Annotated in this window: 23 protein-coding genes and 1 riboswitch; of the genes, 9 read left to right on the plus strand and 14 right to left on the minus strand. The window is 77.2% G+C overall.

Features of this window, described 5'->3' with window-relative positions; all coding sequences use genetic code 11:
• Positions 1 to 603: 603 nt before the first annotated feature.
• Positions 604 to 975: a hypothetical protein gene (locus tag J3P29_RS18580; RefSeq protein WP_210495831.1), complete on the minus strand. Its 372-nt coding sequence runs from the start codon at positions 973 to 975 to the stop codon at positions 604 to 606.
• Positions 976 to 1,036: 61 nt separating this feature from the next.
• Here J3P29_RS18580 and J3P29_RS18585 point away from each other — a divergent pair, with 61 nt between their 5' ends.
• Entirely contained in the window at positions 1,037 to 1,426 is a 390-nt protein-coding gene (locus J3P29_RS18585; RefSeq protein WP_349239892.1) for a DUF188 domain-containing protein, read from the plus strand.
• Here the strand turns inward: J3P29_RS18585 and J3P29_RS18590 are convergent.
• Positions 1,423 to 2,553 carry a peptidoglycan-binding protein gene (locus J3P29_RS18590; protein WP_210495832.1) on the minus strand — a complete coding sequence of 377 codons (1,131 nt, stop codon included), beginning with the start codon at positions 2,551 to 2,553 and terminating at the stop codon, positions 1,423 to 1,425. The genes J3P29_RS18585 and J3P29_RS18590 overlap by 4 nt on opposite strands.
• Before the next feature lie 15 nt (positions 2,554 to 2,568).
• Positions 2,569 to 2,723, minus strand: a riboswitch (cyclic di-AMP (ydaO/yuaA leader).
• 116 nt (positions 2,724 to 2,839) lie between these two features.
• Between J3P29_RS18590 and J3P29_RS18595 the strand changes: the two genes are divergently transcribed.
• The 4 genes from J3P29_RS18595 (at position 2,840) to J3P29_RS18610 (ending at position 5,380) form a co-directional block, all read left to right on the plus strand.
• Positions 2,840 to 3,496: a CAP domain-containing protein gene (locus tag J3P29_RS18595; protein ID WP_210495833.1), complete on the plus strand. Its 657-nt coding sequence runs from the start codon at positions 2,840 to 2,842 to the stop codon at positions 3,494 to 3,496.
• A gap of 92 nt (positions 3,497 to 3,588) precedes the next feature.
• On the plus strand, positions 3,589 to 3,810 hold the full coding sequence (locus J3P29_RS18600; RefSeq protein ID WP_210495834.1) for a hypothetical protein: 222 nt from the start codon (positions 3,589 to 3,591) through the stop codon (positions 3,808 to 3,810).
• Complete coding sequence (locus J3P29_RS18605; protein WP_210495835.1) at positions 3,807 to 4,700, plus strand: NAD(P)H-binding protein; 894 nt, start codon at positions 3,807 to 3,809, stop codon at positions 4,698 to 4,700. The genes J3P29_RS18600 and J3P29_RS18605 overlap by 4 nt, the downstream gene beginning before the upstream one ends.
• A gap of 23 nt (positions 4,701 to 4,723) precedes the next feature.
• Positions 4,724 to 5,380 carry an HAD family hydrolase gene (locus J3P29_RS18610; protein ID WP_210495837.1) on the plus strand — a complete coding sequence of 219 codons (657 nt, stop codon included), beginning with the start codon at positions 4,724 to 4,726 and terminating at the stop codon, positions 5,378 to 5,380.
• Positions 5,381 to 5,434: 54 nt separating this feature from the next.
• Here J3P29_RS18610 and J3P29_RS18615 read toward each other — a convergent pair whose 3' ends face one another.
• The 3 genes from J3P29_RS18615 to J3P29_RS18625 form a co-directional block, all read right to left on the minus strand.
• A complete protein-coding gene (locus J3P29_RS18615; RefSeq protein ID WP_210495838.1) occupies positions 5,435 to 6,214 on the minus strand; it encodes an enoyl-CoA hydratase/isomerase family protein in 780 nt (259 codons plus the stop codon).
• 114 nt (positions 6,215 to 6,328) lie between these two features.
• Positions 6,329 to 7,225: a PfkB family carbohydrate kinase gene (locus J3P29_RS18620; RefSeq protein ID WP_210495839.1), complete on the minus strand. Its 897-nt coding sequence runs from the start codon at positions 7,223 to 7,225 to the stop codon at positions 6,329 to 6,331.
• Positions 7,222 to 7,992, minus strand: a complete 771-nt coding sequence (locus J3P29_RS18625; protein WP_210495841.1) for a methyltransferase domain-containing protein — start codon at positions 7,990 to 7,992, stop codon at positions 7,222 to 7,224. Before J3P29_RS18625 ends, J3P29_RS18620 begins: the two co-directional genes overlap by 4 nt.
• Before the next feature lie 136 nt (positions 7,993 to 8,128).
• Here J3P29_RS18625 and J3P29_RS18630 point away from each other — a divergent pair, with 136 nt between their 5' ends.
• Positions 8,129 to 8,674, plus strand: a complete 546-nt coding sequence (locus J3P29_RS18630) for a hypothetical protein (protein ID WP_210495842.1) — start codon at positions 8,129 to 8,131, stop codon at positions 8,672 to 8,674.
• Between the two features lie 4 nt (positions 8,675 to 8,678).
• Here J3P29_RS18630 and J3P29_RS18635 read toward each other — a convergent pair whose 3' ends face one another.
• On the minus strand, positions 8,679 to 10,052 hold the full coding sequence (locus J3P29_RS18635; RefSeq protein ID WP_210495843.1) for a hypothetical protein: 1,374 nt from the start codon (positions 10,050 to 10,052) through the stop codon (positions 8,679 to 8,681).
• On the opposite strand from J3P29_RS18635, the gene J3P29_RS18640 reads away from it, so the two are divergent.
• The gene (locus J3P29_RS18640) at positions 10,019 to 11,056 is read left to right on the plus strand and encodes a hypothetical protein (protein WP_210495845.1); all 1,038 of its coding nucleotides are present in this window, start codon (positions 10,019 to 10,021) and stop codon (positions 11,054 to 11,056) included. The two genes, J3P29_RS18635 and J3P29_RS18640, sit on opposite strands and share 34 nt — an antisense overlap.
• Here the strand turns inward: J3P29_RS18640 and J3P29_RS18645 are convergent.
• Genes J3P29_RS18645 through J3P29_RS18665 form a run of 5 tightly spaced genes read right to left on the minus strand, consistent with a single transcriptional unit; the run spans position 11,013 to position 14,730 of the window.
• Positions 11,013 to 11,534, minus strand: coding sequence for a hypothetical protein (locus J3P29_RS18645; protein ID WP_210495847.1), 522 nt, complete (start codon positions 11,532 to 11,534; stop codon positions 11,013 to 11,015). The genes J3P29_RS18640 and J3P29_RS18645 overlap by 44 nt on opposite strands.
• A complete protein-coding gene (locus J3P29_RS20970; RefSeq protein ID WP_210495848.1) occupies positions 11,531 to 12,790 on the minus strand; it encodes a molybdopterin-dependent oxidoreductase in 1,260 nt (419 codons plus the stop codon). Before J3P29_RS20970 ends, J3P29_RS18645 begins: the two co-directional genes overlap by 4 nt.
• A 13-nt stretch (positions 12,791 to 12,803) precedes the next feature.
• Entirely contained in the window at positions 12,804 to 13,445 is a 642-nt protein-coding gene (locus tag J3P29_RS18655) for a class I SAM-dependent methyltransferase (protein WP_210495849.1), read from the minus strand.
• Positions 13,442 to 14,065: a TIGR04282 family arsenosugar biosynthesis glycosyltransferase gene (locus J3P29_RS18660; RefSeq protein ID WP_210495851.1), complete on the minus strand. Its 624-nt coding sequence runs from the start codon at positions 14,063 to 14,065 to the stop codon at positions 13,442 to 13,444. The genes J3P29_RS18655 and J3P29_RS18660 overlap by 4 nt, the downstream gene beginning before the upstream one ends.
• The gene (locus J3P29_RS18665) at positions 14,062 to 14,730 is read right to left on the minus strand and encodes a glycosyltransferase family 2 protein (RefSeq protein ID WP_210495852.1); all 669 of its coding nucleotides are present in this window, start codon (positions 14,728 to 14,730) and stop codon (positions 14,062 to 14,064) included. The genes J3P29_RS18660 and J3P29_RS18665 overlap by 4 nt, the downstream gene beginning before the upstream one ends.
• A 36-nt stretch (positions 14,731 to 14,766) precedes the next feature.
• Between J3P29_RS18665 and J3P29_RS18670 the strand changes: the two genes are divergently transcribed.
• Complete coding sequence (locus J3P29_RS18670; RefSeq protein WP_210495854.1) at positions 14,767 to 15,819, plus strand: NAD-dependent epimerase/dehydratase family protein; 1,053 nt, start codon at positions 14,767 to 14,769, stop codon at positions 15,817 to 15,819.
• A gap of 821 nt (positions 15,820 to 16,640) precedes the next feature.
• Here the strand turns inward: J3P29_RS18670 and J3P29_RS18675 are convergent.
• From J3P29_RS18675 to J3P29_RS18685, 3 genes are all read right to left on the minus strand, one after another.
• Positions 16,641 to 17,555, minus strand: a complete 915-nt coding sequence (locus J3P29_RS18675; protein WP_210495855.1) for a type IV toxin-antitoxin system AbiEi family antitoxin domain-containing protein — start codon at positions 17,553 to 17,555, stop codon at positions 16,641 to 16,643.
• 860 nt (positions 17,556 to 18,415) lie between these two features.
• Entirely contained in the window at positions 18,416 to 19,999 is a 1,584-nt protein-coding gene (locus tag J3P29_RS18680) for an NAD(P)/FAD-dependent oxidoreductase (protein ID WP_210495857.1), read from the minus strand.
• Positions 19,996 to 21,624, minus strand: a complete 1,629-nt coding sequence (locus J3P29_RS18685; protein WP_210495858.1) for a GMC family oxidoreductase N-terminal domain-containing protein — start codon at positions 21,622 to 21,624, stop codon at positions 19,996 to 19,998. The genes J3P29_RS18680 and J3P29_RS18685 overlap by 4 nt, the downstream gene beginning before the upstream one ends.
• A gap of 80 nt (positions 21,625 to 21,704) precedes the next feature.
• Between J3P29_RS18685 and J3P29_RS18690 the strand changes: the two genes are divergently transcribed.
• On the plus strand, positions 21,705 to 22,982 hold the full coding sequence (locus tag J3P29_RS18690; RefSeq protein WP_210495860.1) for a helix-turn-helix domain-containing protein: 1,278 nt from the start codon (positions 21,705 to 21,707) through the stop codon (positions 22,980 to 22,982).
• The last annotated feature ends 43 nt before the right edge of the window (positions 22,983 to 23,025 follow it).

The following is a 23,025-nucleotide window of genomic DNA, read 5'->3' on the forward strand; positions in this document are numbered from 1 at the left end:
TCGAGAGACATGCGCATGCTGTTGCGTTTTCAAAGACCGCCGCGCCCCTACGGACCAGGGTGTTCAAACCTTGGAGAGACGCACACCGATCGCTCGGTGCGGGCTGAGGACTTTAGCAGACCCGCTCCGGCTCATGTCGGCCGGTCGAAACCAGCCTGCCAAGCGAATCGCTGAGGTCTTCAGCGGCCGAAGAACCTTAGCAGATCCTGTCCGGCGTGTGTCGGCCGGTATCTCCGGCCCGCCGTCTGGATCGCTTCCGATCTCCGACACCCCTGGAGCCCTCCACCCCGCTTCCCCCTCCGTCCGCCTGTCGGCGACTCGGGGCTCTGCGGTGCGCCGCGCTCCAGCGGCTCGAGAAAGATACAGCTTTCCGAGAATCGTGCGTCGCGCCCCTCCGGCACGTCCCGCGCCTCGGCCCCCGGCGTCCGCAGAGCGACGACCGTCGGCGTCCCCGCGACCCGCTCGTCGTCCTCGCTCCCGGCGGTTCCCGCCGCGTCCCTTCCCCCCGGCGGCGCCGACGCCTCCGCGTCGGTCGCCGCCCCGTCCGTCGCGGGACCCCCGGGCCGGGTCCCCGGGCTCGCGTCCCCCAGCCCGCCGCCGCGGTCACCCCTCGCCACGGCGCCCCGGAGCGCAGCCCTGACAGCGGTCCATCGCGTACATCCGGCCCGGCACGTAGCGGCCGCCGCACCACAGGCACCGGCGCAGGTGCTCCTCCCGGGCGCCCGTCGCCTCGGCGAGCGCGATGCCCAGGTCCCGCTCGAGGAGCGGCAGGGCGACCGACGGGGAGAGGTGCGTCACGTCCCGCATCTCGTCGAAGGGCTCCCCCGTCGCCGTCCACCCCACGTCGAGCCACCCCACGAAGAGCCCCGCCGGCGACAGCGCGACGCCGAGCATCCGGGAGGGGTCGCACCACAGCCCCTCGCAGTCCGGCCGCAGGCCCGCGGCCTCCAGGATCAGGTCGATCGGGTCGTGCACGGCGGGACACGCGTTGGCGTCATGTCCTACGGCTACCACACCGACACGCCAGACTGGGAGCGTGTCCGCCCCGAACCCCCGTCGTCTGCTCGCCGACGGCTCCAACGTGATGGGGTCACGGCCCGACGGCTGGTGGCGCGATCGGCCCGCGGCACGTCGCCGCCTGGTGGACGAGCTGGAGTCGGCGCGCGCCTCCGTGCTGGCGCTCACCGGGCTGCCGGCGTCCGCGCCGGTCGTCGTGGTGTTCGACGGTCCGGAGCACGACGTCCCGGCCACCGTCGTGCACGTCCGCTTCGTGCCGCACGCGGACGACCTGCTCGCGGACCTCGCGGTCCCGGGCGACGTCGTCGTGACGTCGGACCGGGCGCTCGCCGCGCGGGTGGTGGACGCCGGGGCGACCACCGTGGGCGCGGGCCGCCTGGCCCGCGCCCTCGCGGCCGCCCGCGGCTAGGCGACGCGCCGCGCGCCCACGTAGTGCTGGCTCCAGTAGCCGGACGTGAAGGAGTGCTCCATCACGCCGTGCGACGTCGCCGAGATCGCGGTCGACGGGCCCGTCGCGATGCCGACGTGGGACGCCCCCGCGCCGGCCGTCGAGAAGAACACGAGGTCGCCGGCCTGCACCGCGCCCTTGCTCACGGACGACCCGACGCCGTACTGGGCGAAGCTCGTGCGGGGGAGCGAGACGCCCGCCTTGCGCATCGCCCACTGCGTCAGGCCCGAGCAGTCGAAGGACGACGGTCCCGTCGCGCCCGACGCGTACGGGGCGCCGATCTTCGTCCGCGCCGCGGCGATCGCGGCGCCCGCGCCGGTCCCCGTGCTCGTCCCCGCATCCCCGTCGTCGGCCGTCGACGCGTGCGCGCCCGTGGCCGAGACGCCCAGGCTCGCCAGCGTCCGCGGCCCGGGGATCCCGTCGACCTCGAGGCCGTGCGCCCGCTGGTGGGCGCGCAGCGCCTTGCGGGTCTGCGGGCCCCAGGTGCCATCCGCCGACACGCCGAGCGCGCGCTGGATCCTGCGGATCGTCGCCGCAGACAGATCGACGTCGGCCCCCTTCGCCGACGCGGACGATCCGCGGGCCTTCGCGGCGGACGACGCCTTCGCCGTCCCCGTCCCCGTCCCCGTCCCGAGCGCCGCCGCGGTGAGCGCGCCGACCACCCCGTCGGCCTGCAGGCCGTGGGCGCGCTGGAACGCGCGGACGGCCTTCGCCGTCGCTGCGCCGAACTCGCCGTCGGCGGCGACGCCGAGCGCGCGCTGGAGCGCCCGGACGGCCGACCCGCTGTCGCCGCGCTTCAGCAGTCCGCTCGCCAGCGGGGCGGCGTCCGCCGTGCCCGCCGTGACGGCCTCGGTGGCCGGGACGGCCAGGGTGACGCCCACGAGGGCGGCCGCGATCCGGCCCTTCGCACCGCGGCGCAGACCCGGGCGGCGCGCGGCCGCTGACTCGCGGCGGAGACGCGAGCGCACGAGGGAGCGCTCCCAGACCTCGTGCTCGCCGAGGTCGCGGCGGCCCGGCCGGGGCGCCGTGAACGCCCACTCCTCGTCGGGGACCCCGAGGCGCCAGAGCTCGCCCGTGCGTGCGGTCATCGTCGATGCCATGTGTGCTCCTGCTGGTCCGTGGCCTACGAGGTGAGCTGACGGGCTCGCGCTGCGCGCTACGCCGCTGACGACGGCGATTCGCCCCGGGGCCGACGACGACCCAGGTGGTTCCCCCGCTCCCCGCCCCCGGAGGGACGCGGACTCGGCCGATTGGTGTTCCGAGGAGGGAACACGACTCCGACGGGGAAGGTGCGGTGCGCGCCGTGGCGGGTTCGCGCTCGTGCCCGTCGCGATTCCGTCCCCCGGCCGGCCGCAGCGTCCCTATCGTTCGCCCATGAGCCCTCTCGCGCCGCCCCGTCCCCGCCGCCGCGGCCCTCGGCGCGTGCGCGCCGTCCGGATGCCGCTGGCGCTGCTCGTCGCCGCCCTCCTGGGCGCGCTCGCCGCCCCCGCGCCCTCGCCGGCCGCGCGCCCGCGGTGCCCCGGCGCCGACCGCACCCCGGCGGCCCAAGGCCCCGCCCGGGCCGAGGCCGCCGTGCTGTGCCTGGTCAACCACGAGCGCCGCGCCGCCGGCCTGCGTGCCGTCCGCCGCGACGCCGACCTGCGCCGGGCCGCGCGCCGACACGCCGGCGACATGGCCGCCCGCGGCTTCTTCGCGCACGACGCGCCGTCGCCCGCGCCGTTCGGGACCGACCTGACCGACCGCGTCGAGGCCGCGGGCTACCGCTGGAGCGCGCTCGGCGAGAACATCGCCGCGGGGCAGCCCACGCCGCGCGCGGTCCTGCGGGCGTGGCTCGACAGCGCGGGACACTGTCGCAACCTGCTCTCGCCGGCCTTCACCGAGCTCGGGGTCGGCGTCGACACCCGGGGGCCGGGGGCGTACGCCGGGCCGACGTGGGTGCAGGACTTCGGCCGTCCGCGCGCGAGCGCCGCCCCCGCCGACCGCCGCGCCCGGTGCCCCCGCCGGCCCGCGCGGCCCGCCGCCCGCGGCTGACCGGGGGCCGCGCGGCCGGCCGACCCGGGGCCCGCGAAGGCGCCGGCGGGCGCCGTTTCGCCCCGGGGGCGCGGGGGTAGCCGAGCGGCGCGATGTCCACACTCCCCCTCCCCGTCCCCGCCCCCGCCCTCCTGGCCGCGCGGCGCGCGGGCGACCACCGCCGGCTGCAGCGCGTGCGCGAGCTGCTGCGCCGGCCGGCGGCGGCGCGTGACGGCGAGCCCGCCCCGCGCGACCACGAGCGGGCGGCGCGCGACCGGGCCCGCGCCGTCGGCCGGGCGCTCGGCCGCCGCGGCACCGGGGCGGCGGCGCGATGAGCGACGTCTGCCTCGTCACCGGCTCCACCGGCTTCATCGGCTCGCAGCTCGTCGAGCGCCTGGCCCGCGAGGACGTGCAGCTGCGGGCGCTGGCCCGCACGCCGTCGCACTTCCGGCCGCCCGAGGGCAAGGCCGTCGACGTCGTGCAGGCCGACCTCTCGCAACCCGACACGCTCGGCGCCGCGCTGGACGGCGTCGACGTCGCGTACTACCTCGTCCACTCCATGGACACGACCGGCGACCTGGCCGCGCAGGACCGCGAGGCCGCGACCAACTTCCGCTCGGCCGCGCAGGAGGCCGGACTGCGGCGCATCGTCTACATGGGCGCCGTCGGCTACCGCCCGGACGCGAGCGTCCACCTGCGCAGCCGGCACGAGGTCGAGGAGATCCTCGGCGAGGCCGCGCCGGAGTTCGTCGCCGTCCGCGCGTCGATGACCGTCGGGGCCGGCAGCGGGTCCTTCAAGACCCTCGTGCAGATGGTCGAGCGGCTCCCGGTGCTCGCGACCGCCTCGTGGCGGGACCGGCCGTCGCAGCCCATCGCGATCACCGACGTGCTCGAGTGCCTCGCGGCGGCCCGCACGGCGCCGCCCGGCCGCTACGACGTCGCCGGCCCGGACACGCTGACGATCGAGGAGATGATGCGCATCATCGCCGACCTCCTCGACAAGCCCTACCGCGCCGTCCCGGTCCCCGGCAGCGTCCCGAAGCTGGAGGGCGCGGTCGCGAGCCTCGTGGCCGACGAGGACCGGCCGACGATCACGGCGCTGCTCGAGGGGCTGCACGACGACCTCGTCGTCGAGGACAACGCGGCCCCCACCGTCTTCGGCGTCACCCCGACGCCGTTCCGCGACGCCGCGGCGGCCGCCATCCCCGCGATCGTCCGCGACTGACCCGCCCCCGAAGGGAGCACCGCATGCCGGCCCCCGCCGCCATCCTGGACATCGACGGCACCCTCGTCGACACGAACTACCAGCACACGCTCGCCTGGAACGAGGCGTTCACGCAGCACGGCTTCGTCCTGCCGATCTGGCGGATCCACCGCTCGATCGGCATGGGCGGCGACCAGCTCGTCAAGGAGCTGATCGGCGAGGAGGCCGACGAGGAGGTCGGCGACGAGATCCGCGCCGCCGAGAGCACGCTCTACCTGGCGTCGATCGCGTCCGTGCACGCGCTGGAGGAGTCGCGCGAGCTGATCGAGACCCTGTCCGCCGGCGACCGCAAGTGCTGCCTGGCGAGCTCGGCGCGGGCGAAGGAGGTCGACCACTACCTGGACCTGCTCGACGCCCGCGAGCTCGTCGACTCGTGGACGACCTCGTCGGACGTCGAGAACACGAAGCCCGCGCCCGACCTGGTGCGGGCGGCGCTCGAGAAGCTCGGCACCGACGACGCCGTGATGGTCGGGGACACGCCCTGGGACATCGAGGCCGCGCGCAAGGCGGGCGTGCCGACGATCGCGGTGCTGACGGGCGGCTTCTCCGAGCAGGAGCTGACGGACGCGGGCGCGGTGAACGTCTTCACGTCCGTCGTCGAGCTGCGCCAGCGGCTCGACGAGACCCCGCTCGCCGGCTGACCCGCGGGCGCGCCGCCCGCGGGTCGCCGTCACCGCCCCGGCGGCGCGGCCGACCTACCGGCCGTGCGCCGGGGTGCCGTGCTTCGGGCCCTTCGCCAGGAAGCCCTGCACGGCGTTCTTCAGGTCCTCGGTGCCGAAGAGGGCGCCCGAGACGGCGGGGACGACGGAGTCGGCCCCCGCCAGGCCGTCGTCGCACCACGCGCGGACGATCTGCTTCGTCGCGTCGTGCGCCCGCGTCGGCCCGTCCGCGAGGCGGCGCGCGAGCGCACGCGCCTGCGCGTCGACCTCGTCGTCCTCCCACACGCGGTTGACGACGTTCCACCGCTCGAGCGTCTCGGCGTCGAACAGCTCGGCCGTCATCACGAGCTCGCGGGCCCGACCGGAGCCGGCGCGCTCGGCGATGCGCTGCGGGCCGCCCATCGACGGCGTCAGGCCGACCACCGTCTCGACCAGCCCGAACTTCGCGGAGCGGCCGGCGACGATCAGGTCGCAGCCCAGCGCGAGCTCGAACGCCGCGGTCAGCGTCAGCGCGTGCGCGGCGAAGACGACCGGGCACGGCAGGCGCTCGATCGTGGTGACGGCCCGCAGCAGGTCGCGCCACAGCTCGGCGCCCTGCTCGACGCTCAGCCCGTCGAACTCGTGCACGTCGACGCCCCCGGACACGACGGAGCCGTCCGCGCGGATCAGCAGCCCGCGCGGCGGGTCGGCCTCGAGCGCGGCCGCGTGGCGGCGCAGCGCATCGAACATCGCGCGGTCGAACAGGTTCAGCGGCGGGCTGGCGATCGTGAGGACGGCGAGGCCGTCCTCACGCTCCAGGGTCATCGGCTCGGTCATGCGGCTCCCTCTGGTCGGGTCACGGGCCATCATGCCTGGCCGCGCGGCCAGGAGGGGGGCCCGTCCACCGGCCGGGGTGGCGCGCCGACGCGCTCGGCCGGCGGACGCCGGCGCTCACGCCGCGGCGACCTCGGCGGCCGTCGGCATCCCCTCGCGGGCGCCGGGCCGGCCGACGGCCAGGGCCGCGGCGCGGGCCGCGTAGGCCACGGCGTCCTCGAGCGCGTCGCCGGCGGCGAGGCGCGCGGCGAGGGCGCCGTTGAAGGCGTCGCCGGCGCCGGTGGTGTCGACGACGGTCGCCCGGTGCGCCGGGCGGCCCACCGGCGGGCGGCCGGGCCGCGCGAGCAGCGTCCCGTCCCCGCCGAGCGTGACGACCACGTCCGCGCCGGTGCGGGCCGCGATCGCGGCGGCGGCCTCCGCCACGTCGTCCGTGCCGGCCAGCGCGCACGCCTCGCCCGCGTTCGGGGTCAGCACCACCCCCGCCCCCGCTGACGGCAGGAGCGCGGGCCGGGCCGGCGCGGGGTTCAGCACGCACGGGACGCCGGCGCCCGTCGCCGCCGCGACGGCCGCGGCCACCGCGTCGTCCGGGATCTCGGCGCTGACGAGCACGCACCCGGCGCCCGGCACCCGGCGCGCGACCTCGCGGGCGACGTCGCCCGCGCGGACCGCGGCGTTCGCGCCGGCCGCGACGGCGATCTGGTTCTCGCCCGCGTCGTCCACCACGATGAGCGCCGCGCCCGTGGCGGCGTCGTCGCGGACGGCGACCCCCGTCACGTCGACGCCGGCGGCCCGCAGGTCGTCGAGCGTCCGCCGCCCCTCGTCGTCCGCGCCCACCGCCCCGACGAGCGCCACGCCGGCGCCCAGGCGCGCCGCCGCGACCGCGCCGTTGGCGCCCTTGCCGCCGCCGAACCGGCCCAGGTCGCCGCCCACGACCGTCTCGCCCGGGGCGGGCAGCGTCGGCACGCGGACGACCAGGTCGACGTTGATGGCGCCGACGGCGACGACGCGGCTCACCGGCGGGCCGTCCAGAGCGTCCAGCGGTCCTCCTCGACGACCGGTCCGCCGGGCACGGCCGCGCGCACCGCGTCGACGAGGTCGCCGAGCTCGGCGTCGTCGAGCTCGTGCAGGATCGAGCGACCGCGGCGCGCCGCCAGGTCGTCCAGCAGCGCGGCGCGCGACGGATGGCGCGTCCGCACCTCCCACAGCGACGCGGTCGCGGCGTCGTGGAGTCCCGCGTCGTGCAGGGCGCCCAGCACGTCCGCGGTCGACGGGCGTCGGGCCGCCTCGACCTGCAGCAGCCGCGGGGCGCGCGCGAAGAGCAGCCCGCGCACGTGCCGGGCGCTCGGCGGCTGGCGCACGTCGTCCATCGTCCGGTCCTGGACGATGCACGTCCCGCCCGGCCGCAGCAGCCGGTGCGCCTCGCGCGCGAACGCGCCGAGGTCGGGCACGTGGTGGACCAGGGCCCGCGCGAAGACGACGTCCGCGCACCCGTCCGGCAGGCCCGTCGCCGTCGCGTCCCCGTGCACCAGCTCCACGCCCGCGTCGCCGGCGGTCGCCCGACGGGCCGTCCCGAGCATCGTCTCGCTGAAGTCCACGCCGACGACGCGGCGGGCGCCCAGCCGCCGCCAGGCCCGCACGTACGTGCCGCCGCCGCAGCCGACGTCGACGACGTCGCACCCCCGGGGGTCGACGATCGCGGTGACGGCGGCGGCCCACCCGCCGTCGGCGGTCCGGCCGGCGTAGGTCTCGCGGTTCGCGGGGTCGTGGAAGTCGATGGGCACGGGCGCCTCCGGCCGGCCACGGGAGACGTGCGGGCGCCGGGCCGACGCGCCGCCCGGCCCACACCCTGCCACGCGCGCCGTCCCGCCGCGGCCGTCGGCGCGCGGCGGCCCGGCGACGCCTGCGACGATGCGGCGGATGACGCGCGCGTGGCAGGACCTGGACCGGCTCGTGGCCGCGGTGGAGGCGCGTGCGACGCACATGGGGTCGCAGATCCACGGCGTCGACCACTGGCGCGCCGTCGGCGCCACCGCCGGCGAGCTGGCCCAGGCGGCCGACCGCCTGCCCGCCGCGGAGCGACCCGACCGCGAGCTGCTGCTGCTCTTCGCGCTGCTGCACGACGCCAAGCGCGAGGACGACGGCCGCGACATCGACCACGGGCCGCGCGCCGCCCTGCTGCTCGAGGAGCTGCGCGACGCGGCCCTGGTCGTCCTGGACGACGGACGGGCCGGGATCCTCGCCGAAGCGCTGCGCGACCACACCCGCGGGACGCTGTCGGACGAGCCGACGATCGCCACGTGCTGGGACGCCGACCGCCTGCTCATCGGCCGGGTCGGCATCGTGCCGGACCCGCGCTTCTGCTCGACCGCCGAGGGCCGACGCCGCGCGACGCACGGCGAGCTGCCCGACCTGGTGGGCCCGCCGACGTGGCACGAGGTCGCGGCGATCTGCGGCGTCGCCTAGCGGCTCACCACACCGTCTCGACGAGCAGCTGCAGGACGAGGGCCTGGGCGGCGAGCCACCCGAGCGCCCACCGCAGCCGTCGCGCGGGCAGCGCGTACGCCGCGCCGACGCACGCGAGCGGGACGAAGATGAGCCAGATCCGCTCCGTCTCGGCCTTCGTGAAGCCGGCGACGGCGGCGAACACGACCACCGCCGCGATCGCCACGGCGGCGGGGTGGCGGCGCAGGGCGGCGCGCGCCAGCGCCGCGACGACGACCGGGCCGAGCATGATCCCCCACGCCACCGGCGAGCCGAGCACCCAGAACCACCACGGACGGACCCGGGCGAGGCTGTTGCGGTAGACCGCCTCGGTGTTCAGCAGCGTCGCGACCGGGTCGTAGCCCCAGCCCGCGGCGAGCAGCGCGTTGCCGCCCACGAACCCGGCGCCCGCGACGGCCGCGACCACCACCGCCCGCCGCACCCCGTCGCGCAGCAGCACGGCGAGCGCCACGGCCGCGCCGACGCCCAGCAGCGCCCAGGACAGCAGCGTGCACGCGCCGAAGACCACGCCGCCGAGCGCCAGGAGCCACGGACTGCGGGCCAGCAGGAGCGCCGCGGCGGCCGCGCCGGCGGCCGCGAACACCGCGTCCATCGACGTCACGCCGTCCAGCAGGACGATCGGCGAGAGCGCCGCCAGCAGGCCCGCCGTGCGCGCCGTCCCCTCCCCGGCCCGCAGGCTGCGGGCGATCGCGTACGTGAGCGGCGCGCAGAGGGCGGCGCAGACGATGCACAGCGCCGCCTGCGTCGGCGCGGTGTCGGCGCCGATCGCCCGCATGAGCAGCAGCGGCAGCGGCGGGTGGCCCGCGATGTTCACGGGCTGGCTCGGCACGACCTCGGCGAAGCGGTCCAGGTAGTTCCCGACGCCCCAGTGCAGCGTCGGCAGCCCGGGCAGGTACTCGTTCGCCGCCTCGAACGACCCGCGGGGGCCCAGGTCGAAGATCTGCCACCACCCGTACGTGCCGCGCCGGGCCGCGCCGACCGTCAGGCCCGCGGCGAGCGCGACGCCGAAGAGCGCGCCGGCCGTGGCGAGCGGCGGCATCCGGGCGTCCCGCAGGCGCGGCGCCGCGACGACCGCCAGGCCCAGGACGACCGCGGCGGCGACCGCCCACGGCACGTCGACCAGCGGCAGCCAGCCGAACACGAACGGCGGCGTGGCCGTCCCGAGCTCGCCCCGCTGGCGGCCGCGGAACCAGCCGACGAGCAGCGTCAGCACGGTCAGCCCGAGCAGCACGAGCAGGACCGCCCGCTCCCGGCCGGGCCGCGCCGCGACCGGGGACCCCAGCCGACGCAGGCCACGCGGCTGCGATGCTGTGGCTCCTCGTGCTGGCTCTGCGGTCATCGCTGCTCCTCGCGCCGGCCGTCGCCGCCGTGCTCTCGATCGCCGGCTGTGGCTCGCGGCCCGCGGCCGAGCTGCCGCCCGCGGCCGAGCCGCCGCGCGCGCCGACGCAGACGCAGGCGCCGGCGGGGGACGTCTTCCCCGTCGGCAACCGGCCGGAGGGGATCGTCGCAGACGCCCGCACCGGCCTGGTCGCCGTCGGGCTGCGCCGGCCGGCGCGCCTGGCGCTCGTGGACGGCGACCGCGGCCGCGTGGTGGACCGCGTGTCGCTGCCGGGGGCCCCGCGCCACCTGCAGCTCGCCGGCGACGGCGGCCCGGTGCTGGTGCCGGACGAGGAGCGCGACCGGCTCGTGCAGGTCTCGCTCGGCGGCCGGCACCCGCGCGGCCGGGTCGTCGCCGACACGCCGGTGGGCCGGCAGCCGCACGACGCCACGCCCGTGGCCGGCGGGGCCGTGGCCGTGGGTGCCGAGCTGGGGAACGAGCTGCAGCTCGTGCGCGACGGACGCGTCGTGGCGCGGCGGCGCATCGCCCTGCAGCCCGGCGGCCTGGCGACGCTCGACGAGGGCCGGATCGTCGCCGTCGTGGCGGTCAAGGAGCGCGTCCTCGAGCTGTTCGACGCCCGCACGCTGCGCCCGCTCGCGTCGGCGCCCGCCGGCGTGGGGCCCACGCACATCGCCTGCCGTCCCACCCTCGTCTGCTACGTCGCGGACACGACCGGCCGCGCCGTCCTCATCTTCGAGTGGGACGGGAAGGAGCTGGCCCTGAAGCGGCGCCAGTACCTGTCGAGCGAGCCGTACGGGATGGCGCTCGACGCCGAGCGTCAGCGGCTGTGGGTCACGCTGCCGCGCGAGAACCGCCTGGTCGAGCTGCGCGCGTACCGCGGGTCGCGCACGGGCCGCAGCTTCCCGACCGTCGAGCAGCCGCAGACCGTGGCCGTCGACGCCGGGGACGGCACGGTGTGGGTCACGGGCGCGGCGCACGGCGAGCTGCAGCGGCTGCGGCCATGAGCCGCGCGGCGTAGACGGCGGCGGACGCGAGCAGCAGGGCGGCCGTGATCAGCAGCCACCGCACCGCGTAGTCCGGCTGCTGGGGCAGGCCGGTCGCCAGCCGGTGGCCGACCGGCGCCTTCCCCAGCACGTTCGGCAGGTAGACGAGCAGCAGCGCGGCCGACATCGCCACCGGCACCCGGACGTGGCCGTTCCCGGGGACGAGATCGGCGGCCCGCCCCACGCCCGTGCGGGCCCGCACCCGGTCCCACGCCGCCCGCGCCAGGCGGTCGACGCCGACGTAGAGCGGCAGCGCGACGAGGTCGTTGAGGACGGCGCCGGCGAGCAGCCACAGGGCCAGGTTGCCCGCGGTGGCGTGGTAGTGGCCGAAGACCGCGATCAGCGCCCAGGCGATCAGGGCGAAGCCCGCCAGGTGCACGAGCAGGTGGAGCGGCGTGGCCCCGTACAAGCGCCGCCAGGTGCGCGCCGCCCCGCTCACGCCGCCCCCCACCGCAGGCTGCCGACCCACTTCGTGTTGTGCACGCCCGGCAGCGCCGGGACGATGATCCGCGCCGGGTAGCCGTGGTCGAGCGACAGGTCGGCGCCGTTCACGCGCAGGGCCAGCAGCGCGCGGTCGTCCGCCATCTGGTCGGCCGAGAGCGTCGCGCGGCGGAACGCCCCGGCGGGCTGCAGGGACGCGACGTGCAGCAGGTCGTCGGGCCGCGCCCCGACGAGCGCGCCGAGGTCGCGCAGCCGCACGCCCGTCCACTCCTGCGTCGTCGACCAGCCCTCGACGCAGGCGATCGGCAGCGCGTACGTCTCCTGCTCGAGCGCCAGCAGGTCGGCGCGGGACAGCCGGGCGGTGCGGGCGCCGACGAGCTCGAGCCGGTAGGCGGCGCCGACCATCTCGCGCGTGATCCGGGCCACCTGCGCCGTCTTGTTCACCGGGAAGCCGTTCGGGCCGTCCTGCGCCAGCCCGTTGCCGCGCGGCGCGAGCAGCGCCAGGTCGCGCAGCGGGCCGCCGACGCTCTGCCCGACGGTGACGACGAGCAGCCCGCCCGACGCGGCACCCACCAGCCCCAACAGGCCGCGGCGCGAGATCGTCGGCGGCGCCGGGTCGGGCGACACCAGGCCGCCCGGCGCGTACGGCTCGGGACGCGTGTCCTGCAGCCGGGTGCGGAGCGGCCGCAGCTCGCGGGTGGTCCGCAGCGCCCGGCGCAGCAGCGGCAGGCGCACCGCGACGTGCAGGGCGATCGACGCGATGAGCACCCAGCCGCCGTAGAAGTGCGCCGTCACGAACCCGAAGCGGAACGGGTACCAGAGCTGCACGTTGACGATGCCGGTGGCGAGCTGGAAGAACGCCGAGCCGACGAGCAGCAGGTTGGCGAGCTTCGTGAGCGCCTCGCTCGGCGTCGGGGCCGGCGGCCAGGCGAAGAGCTTCGGGATGACGGACCACAGCTTCGCGAGCAGCACCGGCACGAGGACGATGCCGAGCGTCACGTGGACGCCCTGATTGAGGGCGTAGAGCCACGCCGGGTCGGTCGGCCAGTCGATCGCCGGCGGCTGCAGCGGCAGGTCCGGCGGCACGACGGCGTTGCCGGGCAGCCCGGGCAGGTACGCCGCGTGCGACAGCAGGCCGGTGAGGAAGACGACGGGGAAGCCGACGAGCAGGACGAGCCCCAGCACGGCGGTCAGCCACGGCCCCCGGACCGGGCTGCGCCAGGCGCCGGGGCGGAACGGGCCGGGCGGGGTCACGGCCGCGGTCCCCTCACCGGGGCCGCAGCGCGCAGAAGTGCCGCCCGCCGTCCGCCCACCGCTCGGCGACGCGCAGGCCCGCGGCCGCCGCCGGCGCGTCGATCGCGTCGGGGGCCACCCACGACCACGGGAACCACTCGCTCACGAGCCCGTCCGCGTCCTCCATCCGCACGCAGACGGACGTCGTGTCCGGGCCGGCGCCCGCGTCGGGCTCGAGCTCGACCAGGATCGTCCCCGTGGGACAGAGCAGGCCCGCGACGCGCCGCAGCAGGGCCTCGGGGTCGCCGCCGATGCCGATGTTGCCGTCGAGCAGCAGCGCCGTCGCCCAGCAGCCGGGGTCGGGGGCGACGTCGAAGATCGAGCCCTCGACGACCCGCGCGCCGCCCGTCCGGGCGTGCCGCACCGCGGCCGGCGACAGCTCCACGCCCACCGCGACCGTGCCGCGTCGCCCGAGCGCGTGCACGTGGCGGCCCGGGCCGCAGCCGACGTCCAGGACAGGACCGGCGGCGCGGTCGAGGACCCGCTCGTCGACGGCGCTGGCGGGCGCGAGCCAGCGCCCGATCGGCATGGACCACACGGCGCCGTCCGCCGCCCGCACGACGAAGCGGTCGGCGCCGCCGTCGAGGAGCCGGTCGAAGACGGAGCCGGGGTTCACGCCAGGGCCTCCAGGGCGCGGGCGAACCGCGAGGCGGGGGCGAGCGCGGCCACCGCCCGGGCGTCCGCGATGTCGTCCACGTCGCGCAGCTCCGGCAACAGGGCCACGCGGAGCCCGTGCTCGCGCAGGCGGGCCTCCTGGTCGCGGCCGGTGGTGGCGACGCTCATGGGGATGCCTACGAACAGCCCGCGGTGCTGGACGCGCAGGCCGATCCCCCAGTAGCCGCCGTCGGGGGCGTGCCCGAGCACGGCGTCGGTGCCGTCGGCGGTCAGCGCGTCCCAGGCCGCGGCGAGCGCGGCGGGCGTCAGCTGCGGGGTGTCCATGCCGACGAGGAACGCCGGACCGCCGACGTCCTCGAACGCTGCGGCCAGCCGCTCGTCGAGCCCGGCGCCGCGCTGCGGCAGGACCTCGAAGCCGTCCGGCAGCCACGCCGGCGGGTCGCCCTCGAGCACGAGCACGCGGCGGCCGGCGGGCGCGGCCAGGACGGCGTCGAGGGTGTCGTGCAGCGCCGCGGCGGCCAGCTCGGCGGCCTGCTCGGGCGTGCACGGCGGACAGAGGCGCGTCTTGCTGCGGCCCGGGAACGGGGCCTTCGCGATGACGACGTAGGTCGGGGCGCTCACCCGCGCCGCCCGCCGTCGTCGGCGAGCACGGCCGACATGTCGCGGACCGTGCGCAGCGTCCCGCGGACGGTGCCGGTGACCTTCGACGCGCCGCCGCGACGGGCGGCGTAGGGGATGTCGACCTCCTCGATCCGCCAGCCGGCGCGGCCGGCCCGGACGACCATCTCGAGCGGCCAGCCGAAGCGCCGGTCCTGCAGGTCCAGGTCGAGCAGCGCCTGGCGCGGCGCGGCGCGCATCGGGCCGATGTCGCGCAGGACCGGTCGGGCGCCGCGGCGGCGCAGCTCCAGGCCGAGCGCCCGGTTGGCCAGGCGGGCGTGCCACGGCCACGCGCCGCGCTGCGCGACGCGGGCGCCGAGGACCAGGTCCGCGGCGCCGCCGAGCACGGGGTCCGCCACGATCGGCAGGTCGGCGGGGTCGAACGAGCCGTCGGCGTCCATGAAGCAGACGACGTCGTCTTCGGCCGCCTGGAGCCCCGCGAAGCACGCGGCCCCGAAGCCGCGGCGGGGCTCGGAGACGACCGTCGCCCCGTGGGCGGCCGCCACGGCGGCGGAGGCGTCGGTCGAGGCGTTGTCCACCACGAGCGGCCTGTACCCCGCGGGGAAGCGGCCCAACACCCAGGGCAGCGCCTCGGCCTCGTTCAGGACGGGCAGCACGACGTCGGGCACGCGCCCACGCTATCGGGGCGCGTAGCCTCCGCGGCCATGATCCTCGTGACCGGCGGCGCCGGCTTCATCGGCGGCGCGATCGTCGCCCAGCTGCTGGACGCCGGGCACGAGGTGCGGGTGCTGGACCTGTTCCACCCTGGCGCCCACGCCGCGCCGCCGACGGTGGACGAGCGGGTCGACCTGCACCACGCCGACGTCCGCGACCCCGCGGCCGTCGAGCGCGCGCTGGACGGCGTCCAGCACGTCTGTCACCAGGCGGCGATGGTCGGGCTGGGGCTCGACATCGGCGACGTCGCGGACTACGTCTCGCACAACGACCTGGGCACCGCGACGCTGCTCCGTGTGCTCGCCGCGCGCGGGTTCGCGGGGCGGTTCGTGCAGGCGTCGAGCATGGTCGTCTACGGCGAGGGCCGCTACCGCTGCGCCGCGCACGGCCTCGTCACCCCGCCCGCGCGGGACGTCGCCGACCTGGACGCCGGGCGCTTCGAGCCGGGCTGTCCGGCGTGCGGCCGCGCGCTGACGCCCGAGGCGATCCCCGAGGACGCCCCGCTCGACCCCCGCAACGTCTACGCGGCGACGAAGCTGCACCAGGAGCACCTGGCCACCGCGTTCTCACGCGAGACGGGCGTGCCGGTGACGTCGCTGCGGTACCACAACGTCTACGGCCCGGGCATGCCCCGCGACACGCCCTACGCCGGGGTGGCGTCGATCTTCCGCTCCGCCCTCGCCGGCGGCCGCGCGCCGCGCGTCTTCGAGGACGGCGGCCAGCGGCGCGACTTCGTCCACGTCCGCGACGTCGCGCGCGCGAACGTCCTGGCGCTGACCGCCGACGAGCCGGTGCCCGGCGCCTTCAACGTCTGCTCCGGCACCCCGCGCACCGTCGGCGACATGGCCCGCGCGCTGCACGCCGCGATGGGCGACGCCGGCGACGGCCTGGACCCGGTCGTGACGGGCGAGTACCGCCTGGGCGACGTCCGCCACGTCTTCGCGTCGGCCGAGCGGGCGGCGAGCGTGCTGGGCTTCGTCGCGCGCGAGCCGTTCGACGCGGGGATGGCGGAATTCGCGACCGCGCGGCTGCGCGGGGACTGAGCGGGCGGACGGGATCACGCCCGGGGTCGGGCGGGGTGAGGCGGGCTCGGCGCGGGGTGAGGCGCGTCTCGCGCGAGGTGAGGCGGGTTCCGCGCGGGTGAGGCGGGTTGGGCCCGTGGTGAGGCGGGTCCCGGGCGTGGTGAGGCGGGTTGGGCCCGTGGTGAGGCGGGTCCCGGGCGTGGTGAGGCGGGGTGGGCCCGTGGTGAGGCGGGTTCCGTGCCGCGTGAGGCGGGCTCGGCGCAGGTGAGGCGGGTCGCGGGCGAGGTGAGGCAGGTCCCGGGCGGGGTGAGGCGGGTCGCGGGCAGGGGTGAGGCGGGGCGCGGGCGAGGTGAGGCGGGTCGCGGGCGAGGTGAGGCGTCATGCGCGGGTGAGGCGGGTTCCGGCGACATACGCGCGCAAGTCCGCCTCACCCGCGCGTTCCGCCTCACCCTCCGTTCATTCCCGCCTCACCGCGCGCGTTCGGCCTCGCGCTCTCCGCCGGTCCTGCCTCACCCCTGCGTGCTGTCGCAGCTCTTCCGGGCTTCCGCCGCGACGGTCCGCCCCTCTCGCCTCGGCGGCGCGTACGCCGCCGCGCCGCACCCTGCGTCCGTCCCAGCCGTCCGGGGTCTCCGCCGTGCCCGTCCGCGCGTCGCAACTCGGCGGCGCGTACTCCGCCACGACGCACCCTGCGTCCCGCCTCAGCCGTCCCGGGCTTCGGCCGCGACCGTCGGCCCTCCTCGCCTCGACCGCCGGAGTCCTTCTTCCCCCGCCCCGCTCGCCGGCCGACCAGGCCGCCGGCCGCGCCGACCGTCGGTCTCGATCCGGCGCTCGGCGACGCTGCGTCACCGTCCGGACCACCCGCGGGTGCGGGCCGTCGCGACCGTCCGCGCGGCGACGATGCGCGGCTCGTCGAGGATCTGGTTGCGGGTGAAGCGCAGGGTGAGCCATCCTGCCGCGGCCAGGTCGGCGCTCCGGGCGGGGTCCTGCTCGAACGACGTGGAACGGTCGTGGGCGGAGCGGCCGTCCGCCTCGACGATCAGCCGGAACGGCTCCCACCCGGCGTCAGCGCGATACCGTCGCCCGCTGGCTCCGGCGACCCAGAGCTGCGTGCGGGGAGGTGGCAGCGGCGTGCGAGCGAGCGCCGCACGAAGGGCGTCCTCGATCGGGGTCTGGCGGAGCTCGGTCTGCCGGGTCGCCGGATCGGCCCGCCGAACGCGCGCGACCCCGGCCTTTCCGGGCCGGCAGGCGACGGCATCGCGGATCGCTCCCTGCGCCAGGGCCCCGACGTACTCGCCCTCGCGGATCAGCCGACGAACGTCCTCGACGCCGTCCGCGCCGGCGGCCAGGTCGAGCACCGTGCGCGGCGCGCTGGCCACCCGAAGGCCGCGAACCTCGACGACGTCACCGGTTTGCGGTCGCCGGCTGCGATGCACGACGAGCCCAGCGATCGAACGGCCGCCCACCCCCGGGACCGTGACCTCCGGCAGCTCCCGCGCGCGCCCGAAGCCGTGGACCTCGGCAGCCGACCAGTGGCTGAGGAACGCTCCTTCTCCCGCTGCGAGCACCGCCGCCCACCGGACTCCCCACTCGTCGACATGGGGAGAGAGGGAGTAGATGCCACGGAGAACGCGGAACAGGCGGTCCGTACGCACGCGGTACGAGACCGCGCCGGCCGGGAGGCCGAGCGCCCGCATCTGCTCCGTCGAGACCACCCCTGCCTGCTTGGCGGCGAGCGCCGCGAGAGCACGATCGGACACGACTCCATCGTGCGACGACCGGACGGACGCGTGGGTGGCCGAGCGTGCCGAACCCGCGCGGAGAACGTGCCAAGGCCGTGCCGATCGCCGCGCCGCCGACGGTCCAGTCCCCTGACGACCCGCGCATTCGGACGCGGAAGGTCACCGGGAAGCGGCTCGTCGGCGCGGACGACGCGCTTCTCGTGCCGTGTCGAGGCGCGGGTGACGCCGATTGCGGTGCGACCGGTGCGGTGGGCAAGCGCTGGCGATGCACGTCTCGGGTGCCACCGAGGCGCCTTCTGCGCCCGGTGCGGTGCGCAAGCGCTGGTGGCACACGACTCGGGTGCGACCGGTGCGGCCGTGGGGCCAGCTGGGGGCACGGGCAAGCGAGGGTGAGGCGGCTTCTCGGTGCGGCCGATGCGTGCCCCGTGCGATGCCGAGGCGGGTCTCCGCCATGCCGACGCGCAATCCGCTGGCGAGGCGGCTTCCGGCGACATACGACGAGGTATCCGCCTCACCCGCGATATCCGCCTCACCCGCGATATCCGCCTCACCCGCGGAATCCGCCTCACCCGCGATATCCGCCTCACCCGCGGAATCCGCCTCACCGCGGTATCCGCCTCACCCGCGGTACCTGCCTCACCCGCGGTACCTGCCCGCCGTGCCCCGCCTCACCCGCCGCCTCGCGTGCTCACCACCCGCGCCCGCCGCGGTGGGCGGGCTGACCCGCAGTATCCGCCTCACCCCCGGCCCCCCCGCACCGCGCCCGGGCCGGCCGGTAGTGCGTCCACGCCCGCCAGGCTTCGGGGCGGGAGATGGGTGCGGAGCCTTCGGCCCCGCCTCCCGTTGCCGAGGCGGGGCAGGGTGCGGCCCTCAGCCCCTCAGCCCGCGGCCACCGGCTCGCCCGCCCCTGCGCCGTCCCCGATGCCCGCCGTAGCCGTACCCGAGCCCGCGGACGTCGCCGCGCCCTCCCCCGCCCGCACCAGCCGGAACTCCTCGGGCCGCACGCGCGCCACGAGCCGCTCGTACTCGCGCATGAGGTGCGGCCAGTTCGAGACGACGCGGCCCTGGGCGTTGCGGTACCAGCTCGAGCAGCTCGTCCAGACGGAGCCGTCGAAGTCGCGCTGGAGGGCCTCGTTCGATGCGGCCTGCACCTCGGGGCGGACGTCGAGGGCGTCGGCGCCGGTGCGCTCGAGCAGCCGCAGCGCGTCCAGCACGTAGCCGATCTGCGCCTCGATCATCACGATGATCGACCCGACCGACAGGTTGGTGTTGGGGCCGTAGAGCAGGAACAGGCTGGGAAAGCCCGCGACCGTCATGCCGTGGTGCGCCTCGGCGCCGGCCGCCCAGCCCCCGTGCAGGTCGCGTCCCTCGGCGCCGGTCACGCGGATCGGCACGACGAACTCCTGGCTCTTGAAGCCCGTGGCGTAGACGATCGTGTCCGCCTCGCGCTCGCGCCCGTCCGCGGTCCGCACGCCGCGCTCCGTGATCTCGACGACGTCGTCCGTCACCAGGTCGACGTTCTCGCGCTGCAGCGCGGGGTACCAGCGGCTGGAGAACAGGATCCGCTTGCAGCCGATCGGATAGTCCGGGGTGAGCTTGCGCCGCAGCGCGCGGTCCCGCACCCGCAGGCGCAGGAACGCCTGCGACCACAGCTTCGTCGCGCGCCCGAGCAGCGGCCGAGTCGTCAGGCCGATCGTCGTGATCTCGCAGAACGTGTAGACGCCCCAGCGGCGCAGCCGCTGCAGGCCCGGGATGCGGCGGATCGCGGCGTGGGCCCACGGGGCGTACGCCCGGTTGCGGCGCGGCAGCATGTACGACGGGCTGCGCTGGAAGACGTCGACGTGCCCGGCGACCTCGGCCACCGGGGGCACGAACTGCACCGCGCTGGCGCCCGTCCCGATCACCGCCACGCGGCGGCCCCGCAGGTCGTGGTCGTGGTCCCACTCGGCGGAGTGGAAGGCGTGGCCGGCGAAGCGGTCCATCCCCGGGATGCGCGGCCACGCGGGCCGGGAGAGCTGGCCGCACCCGAGCACGACGGCCGAGGCGTCCAGCGTCTCGCCCGCCGCGGTCGTCACCGTCCAGCGGGCCGTCGCCTCGTCGTACGTGGCGGACGTCACCTCGGTCCCCAGGCGCAGGTGCGGCAGCAGGCCATAGGCCGTCGCGACGTCGCGCAGGTAGTCCTTGATCTCGTCGTGCGGCGAGCACGGCCGCGTCCAGTCGCGACGCTGCGCGAACGAGAACGAGTACAGGTAGGACGGGATGTCGCACGCGGCGCCCGGGTAGGTGTTGGCGTGCCAGACGCCGCCCAGGTCGTCGGCGCGGTCGAGGATCGTGAACGGGATCCCCGCCCGCTGGAGCGCCACGCCCATCCCGATGCCGCTGAAGCCGGCGCCGACGATCACGACGTGCGCCGCGCGGGTCGACGCGCGCGGCGCGGCCGGCGCGACGGTCGGGGCGCTCACGCCGCCACCCCCGCGGTCGGGGCGGCGCCCGGCGTGGCCGCGCGGCCCCGGATCAGGTCGGCGGCGCGCTCGGCCACCATCACCGTGGGCGCGTGGGTGTTGCCGCCCGGGATGAGCGGGAAGACCGACGCGTCGATCACGCGGAGGCCCTCGATGCCGTGCACGCGCAGGTCCGGGTCGACGACCGCGCCCGACGCGGCGTCCGCGCCGATGCGGCAGGTGCCGACCGGGTGGTAGATCAGCTCCACCCGCTCGCGCAGCGCGTCCTCCAGCTCCTGCTCGGTCTCGGCGTCCGGGCCCGGCTTGAGCTCGCGCACCACCTTGCCGGCCAGCGGCCCCGTCGCCGCGACGCGCCGGGCCATCTTCATGCCGGCGACCATCGCGTCGACGTCCTCGCGCTCGGTCAGGCTGTTCGTGAGGATCGACGGCGCGTCGCCGGCGCTCGCGCTCGTCAGCTCGACCCGCCCGCGGCTGCGCGGCGCGACGAGCACCGGGGCGATGCAGATCGCGTGGCCGTCGAACGATTCCTCGCCGTGGCGCTCGAAGTACAGCGGGCCGTTGTGGAACTGGATGTCGGCGGCGGGCAGGCCGGGGCGGCTGCGCCAGAACGCGACGGTCTCGGCGGCGCACGACGTCAGCGGTCCGCTGCGCCGCAGGAGCCACTCGAGCAGCGGCTTCGGTCGGTCCGCGCCGTAGAGCGTGGTCGGCTCGGAGACCTCGAAGAGGACGGTGAGCATCGGGTGGTCCTGCAGGTTGCGCCCGACGCCGGGCAGGTCGTGCGCGACGGGCACCCCCCGGGCCTGCAGGTGCGCACCGGGTCCGACGCCGGAGAGCATGAGGAGCTGCGGCGAGCCGATCGCCCCGGCGGCCAGCAGGACCTCGCGGCCCGCACGCACCGTCCGCTCGTGCCCGCCGCGCTCGCGGACCACGACGCCGGTGGCGCGGCGGCCGTCCAGCTCGAGCCGCTGGACGTGCGCGTGCGTCATCACCCGCAGGTTCGGGCGGTCCATCGCCGGACGCAGGTACGCGTCCGCGGCGCTCCACCGCCGACCGTCCTTCTGCAGCACCTGGAACCACGACGTCCCGTCCTGCTCGGGACCGTTGTAGTCGGCGATCCGCGGCACGCCCGCGGCCTCGAACCCCGCCAGCAGGTCGCGGCTGATCGGCCGCGGCGAGCGCTGGTCGCGCACGTGCAGCGGCCCGTCGTAGCCGTGGTCCTCCGAGCCCGCTCGGCCGTTGGTCTCGGCCTTCAGGAAGTACGGCCGCACCGCGTCCCAGCCCCAGCCGGCGGCGTCCTCCTGCTCCCACAGGTCGTAGTCCAGCGGCCGGCCGCGCACGTAGAGCATCGCGTTCATCGAGCTCGAGCCGCCGAGCTGCTTGCCGCGCGGCACGAACAGCCGGCGGTTCGCGCAGCCCGGCTCGGGATCGGTGGCGAAGTCCCAGTCCAGCTTCGTGTGGAACTGCTTGGGGAAGGCGAGCGGGATCCGCACGTTCAGGCTGCGGTCCGGGCCGCCGGCCTCGAGCAGCAGCACGGTCGTGCCGGGATCCTCGGTCAGGCGGTTGGCCAGGACGCACCCGGCCGATCCAGCACCGACGATGACGTAGTCCGCGTCCGGGGGGAGCATGGCGGCCAGCCTCGCGGACGCCGTCCGCCCCCGCGCAGTGGTTTCGCCACAGTCGGGTCGCCACGGACTAGGGTCGGCCCATGACGGTGGACGAGGAGACGCACGCCGCGCCCCTGCCCACCTCGGGCGCGTGGGCCGCCCTGGCCACCCGGCTGGCGACCGAGGCCGACTGGCGCGCGCGGGTGATCGGCGAGATCACCGACGCGATCGTGCGCGAGGTGCCCGAGCTGGGGCGCGACGCCGAGCTGACCGCGGCGACGCGCGACAGCGTGGACGACAACGCCCGGATCTTCGTCACGATGGTCGAGCGGGGCCTGGACCCGGGCGCCGCCGAGCTGCCCGCCCTCGCCGGGGCGTTCACGCGGCTGCTCGTCCACCGCGGCGTGCCGGCGGAGGCGCTGACCCACACCTACCGCGTCGCGCACGGCGTCTTCTGGCGCACCTGGGTGCGCGAGCTGCGCGCGGCGATCCCCGACCCGACCGAGCTGGCGACCGCGCTCGAGCAGGGCGCGGGCTACATGTTCGCGTTCATCGACGCGCTGTCCGCGGCGGCGCGCCGGGCCTACGCCGAGGAGCGCGAGCGCTGGGTGCGCAGCGCCGACGCGGTCCGGGCCCAGACGATCCGCGAGCTCGTCGACGGCCTGCCGGTCGACGCCGAGGCCGCGAGCCGTCGCCTGCGCTACGGCCTGGACCGCGAGCACGCCGCGGTCGTGGCGTGGAGCCCCGACGGCGCCGCGGCCGCCCCGGGGGCGCTCGACCCGCTCGTGCGGGAGCTGCTGGCGCCGCTCGGCGGGGGCACGCCGCTGACCACGCCGCTGGGCCACGGGCTCGTCGCCGCCTGGACGGCGGCGCGGGGCGGCATCGACCCGGACGCGCTGCGCACGCTGGCGGTGCCGCCCGCGCCCCGGTCCGGCGACGCGCCCGCGATCCTCGTCGCCGTCGGCACCCCCGCCCGCGGCGCGGCGGGCTTCCGCGTCGCGCACCTCGAGGCGATGCACGCCCGGCGGGTCGCGCAGCTGACGGGCGCCGCGCCCGGCACCGTCACCCACTACGCCGACGTCGCGGTGCCGGCGCTGGCCAGCGCCGACCCGGAGCACGCGCGGCGCTTCGCCCACGCGCAGCTGGGCCCGCTGCTGGGCGACGACGCCGAGTCCGCGCGCCTGCTGGAGACGCTCGCGGCGTACCTGGAGGAGCACGCCAGCCCGCGCCGGGCGGCGGTGCGCCTGGGCGTGCACGAGAACACGGTCGCCGCGCGGATCCGCACGGCCGAGACGCGCCTGGGCCGCCCGCTCGCGGGCCGGGCGACGGAGCTGCTGCTCGCGCTCCGCCTGGCGCCCGTGGTCCGCGGCGACGCGTAGCCGCCGCGGGCACGCGCCCCGCGGGGCCGGCGCCGCGGACGGC

Source organism: Patulibacter sp. SYSU D01012 (assembly GCF_017916475.1).
In the GTDB taxonomy this organism is placed as follows: domain Bacteria; phylum Actinomycetota; class Thermoleophilia; order Solirubrobacterales; family Solirubrobacteraceae; genus Patulibacter.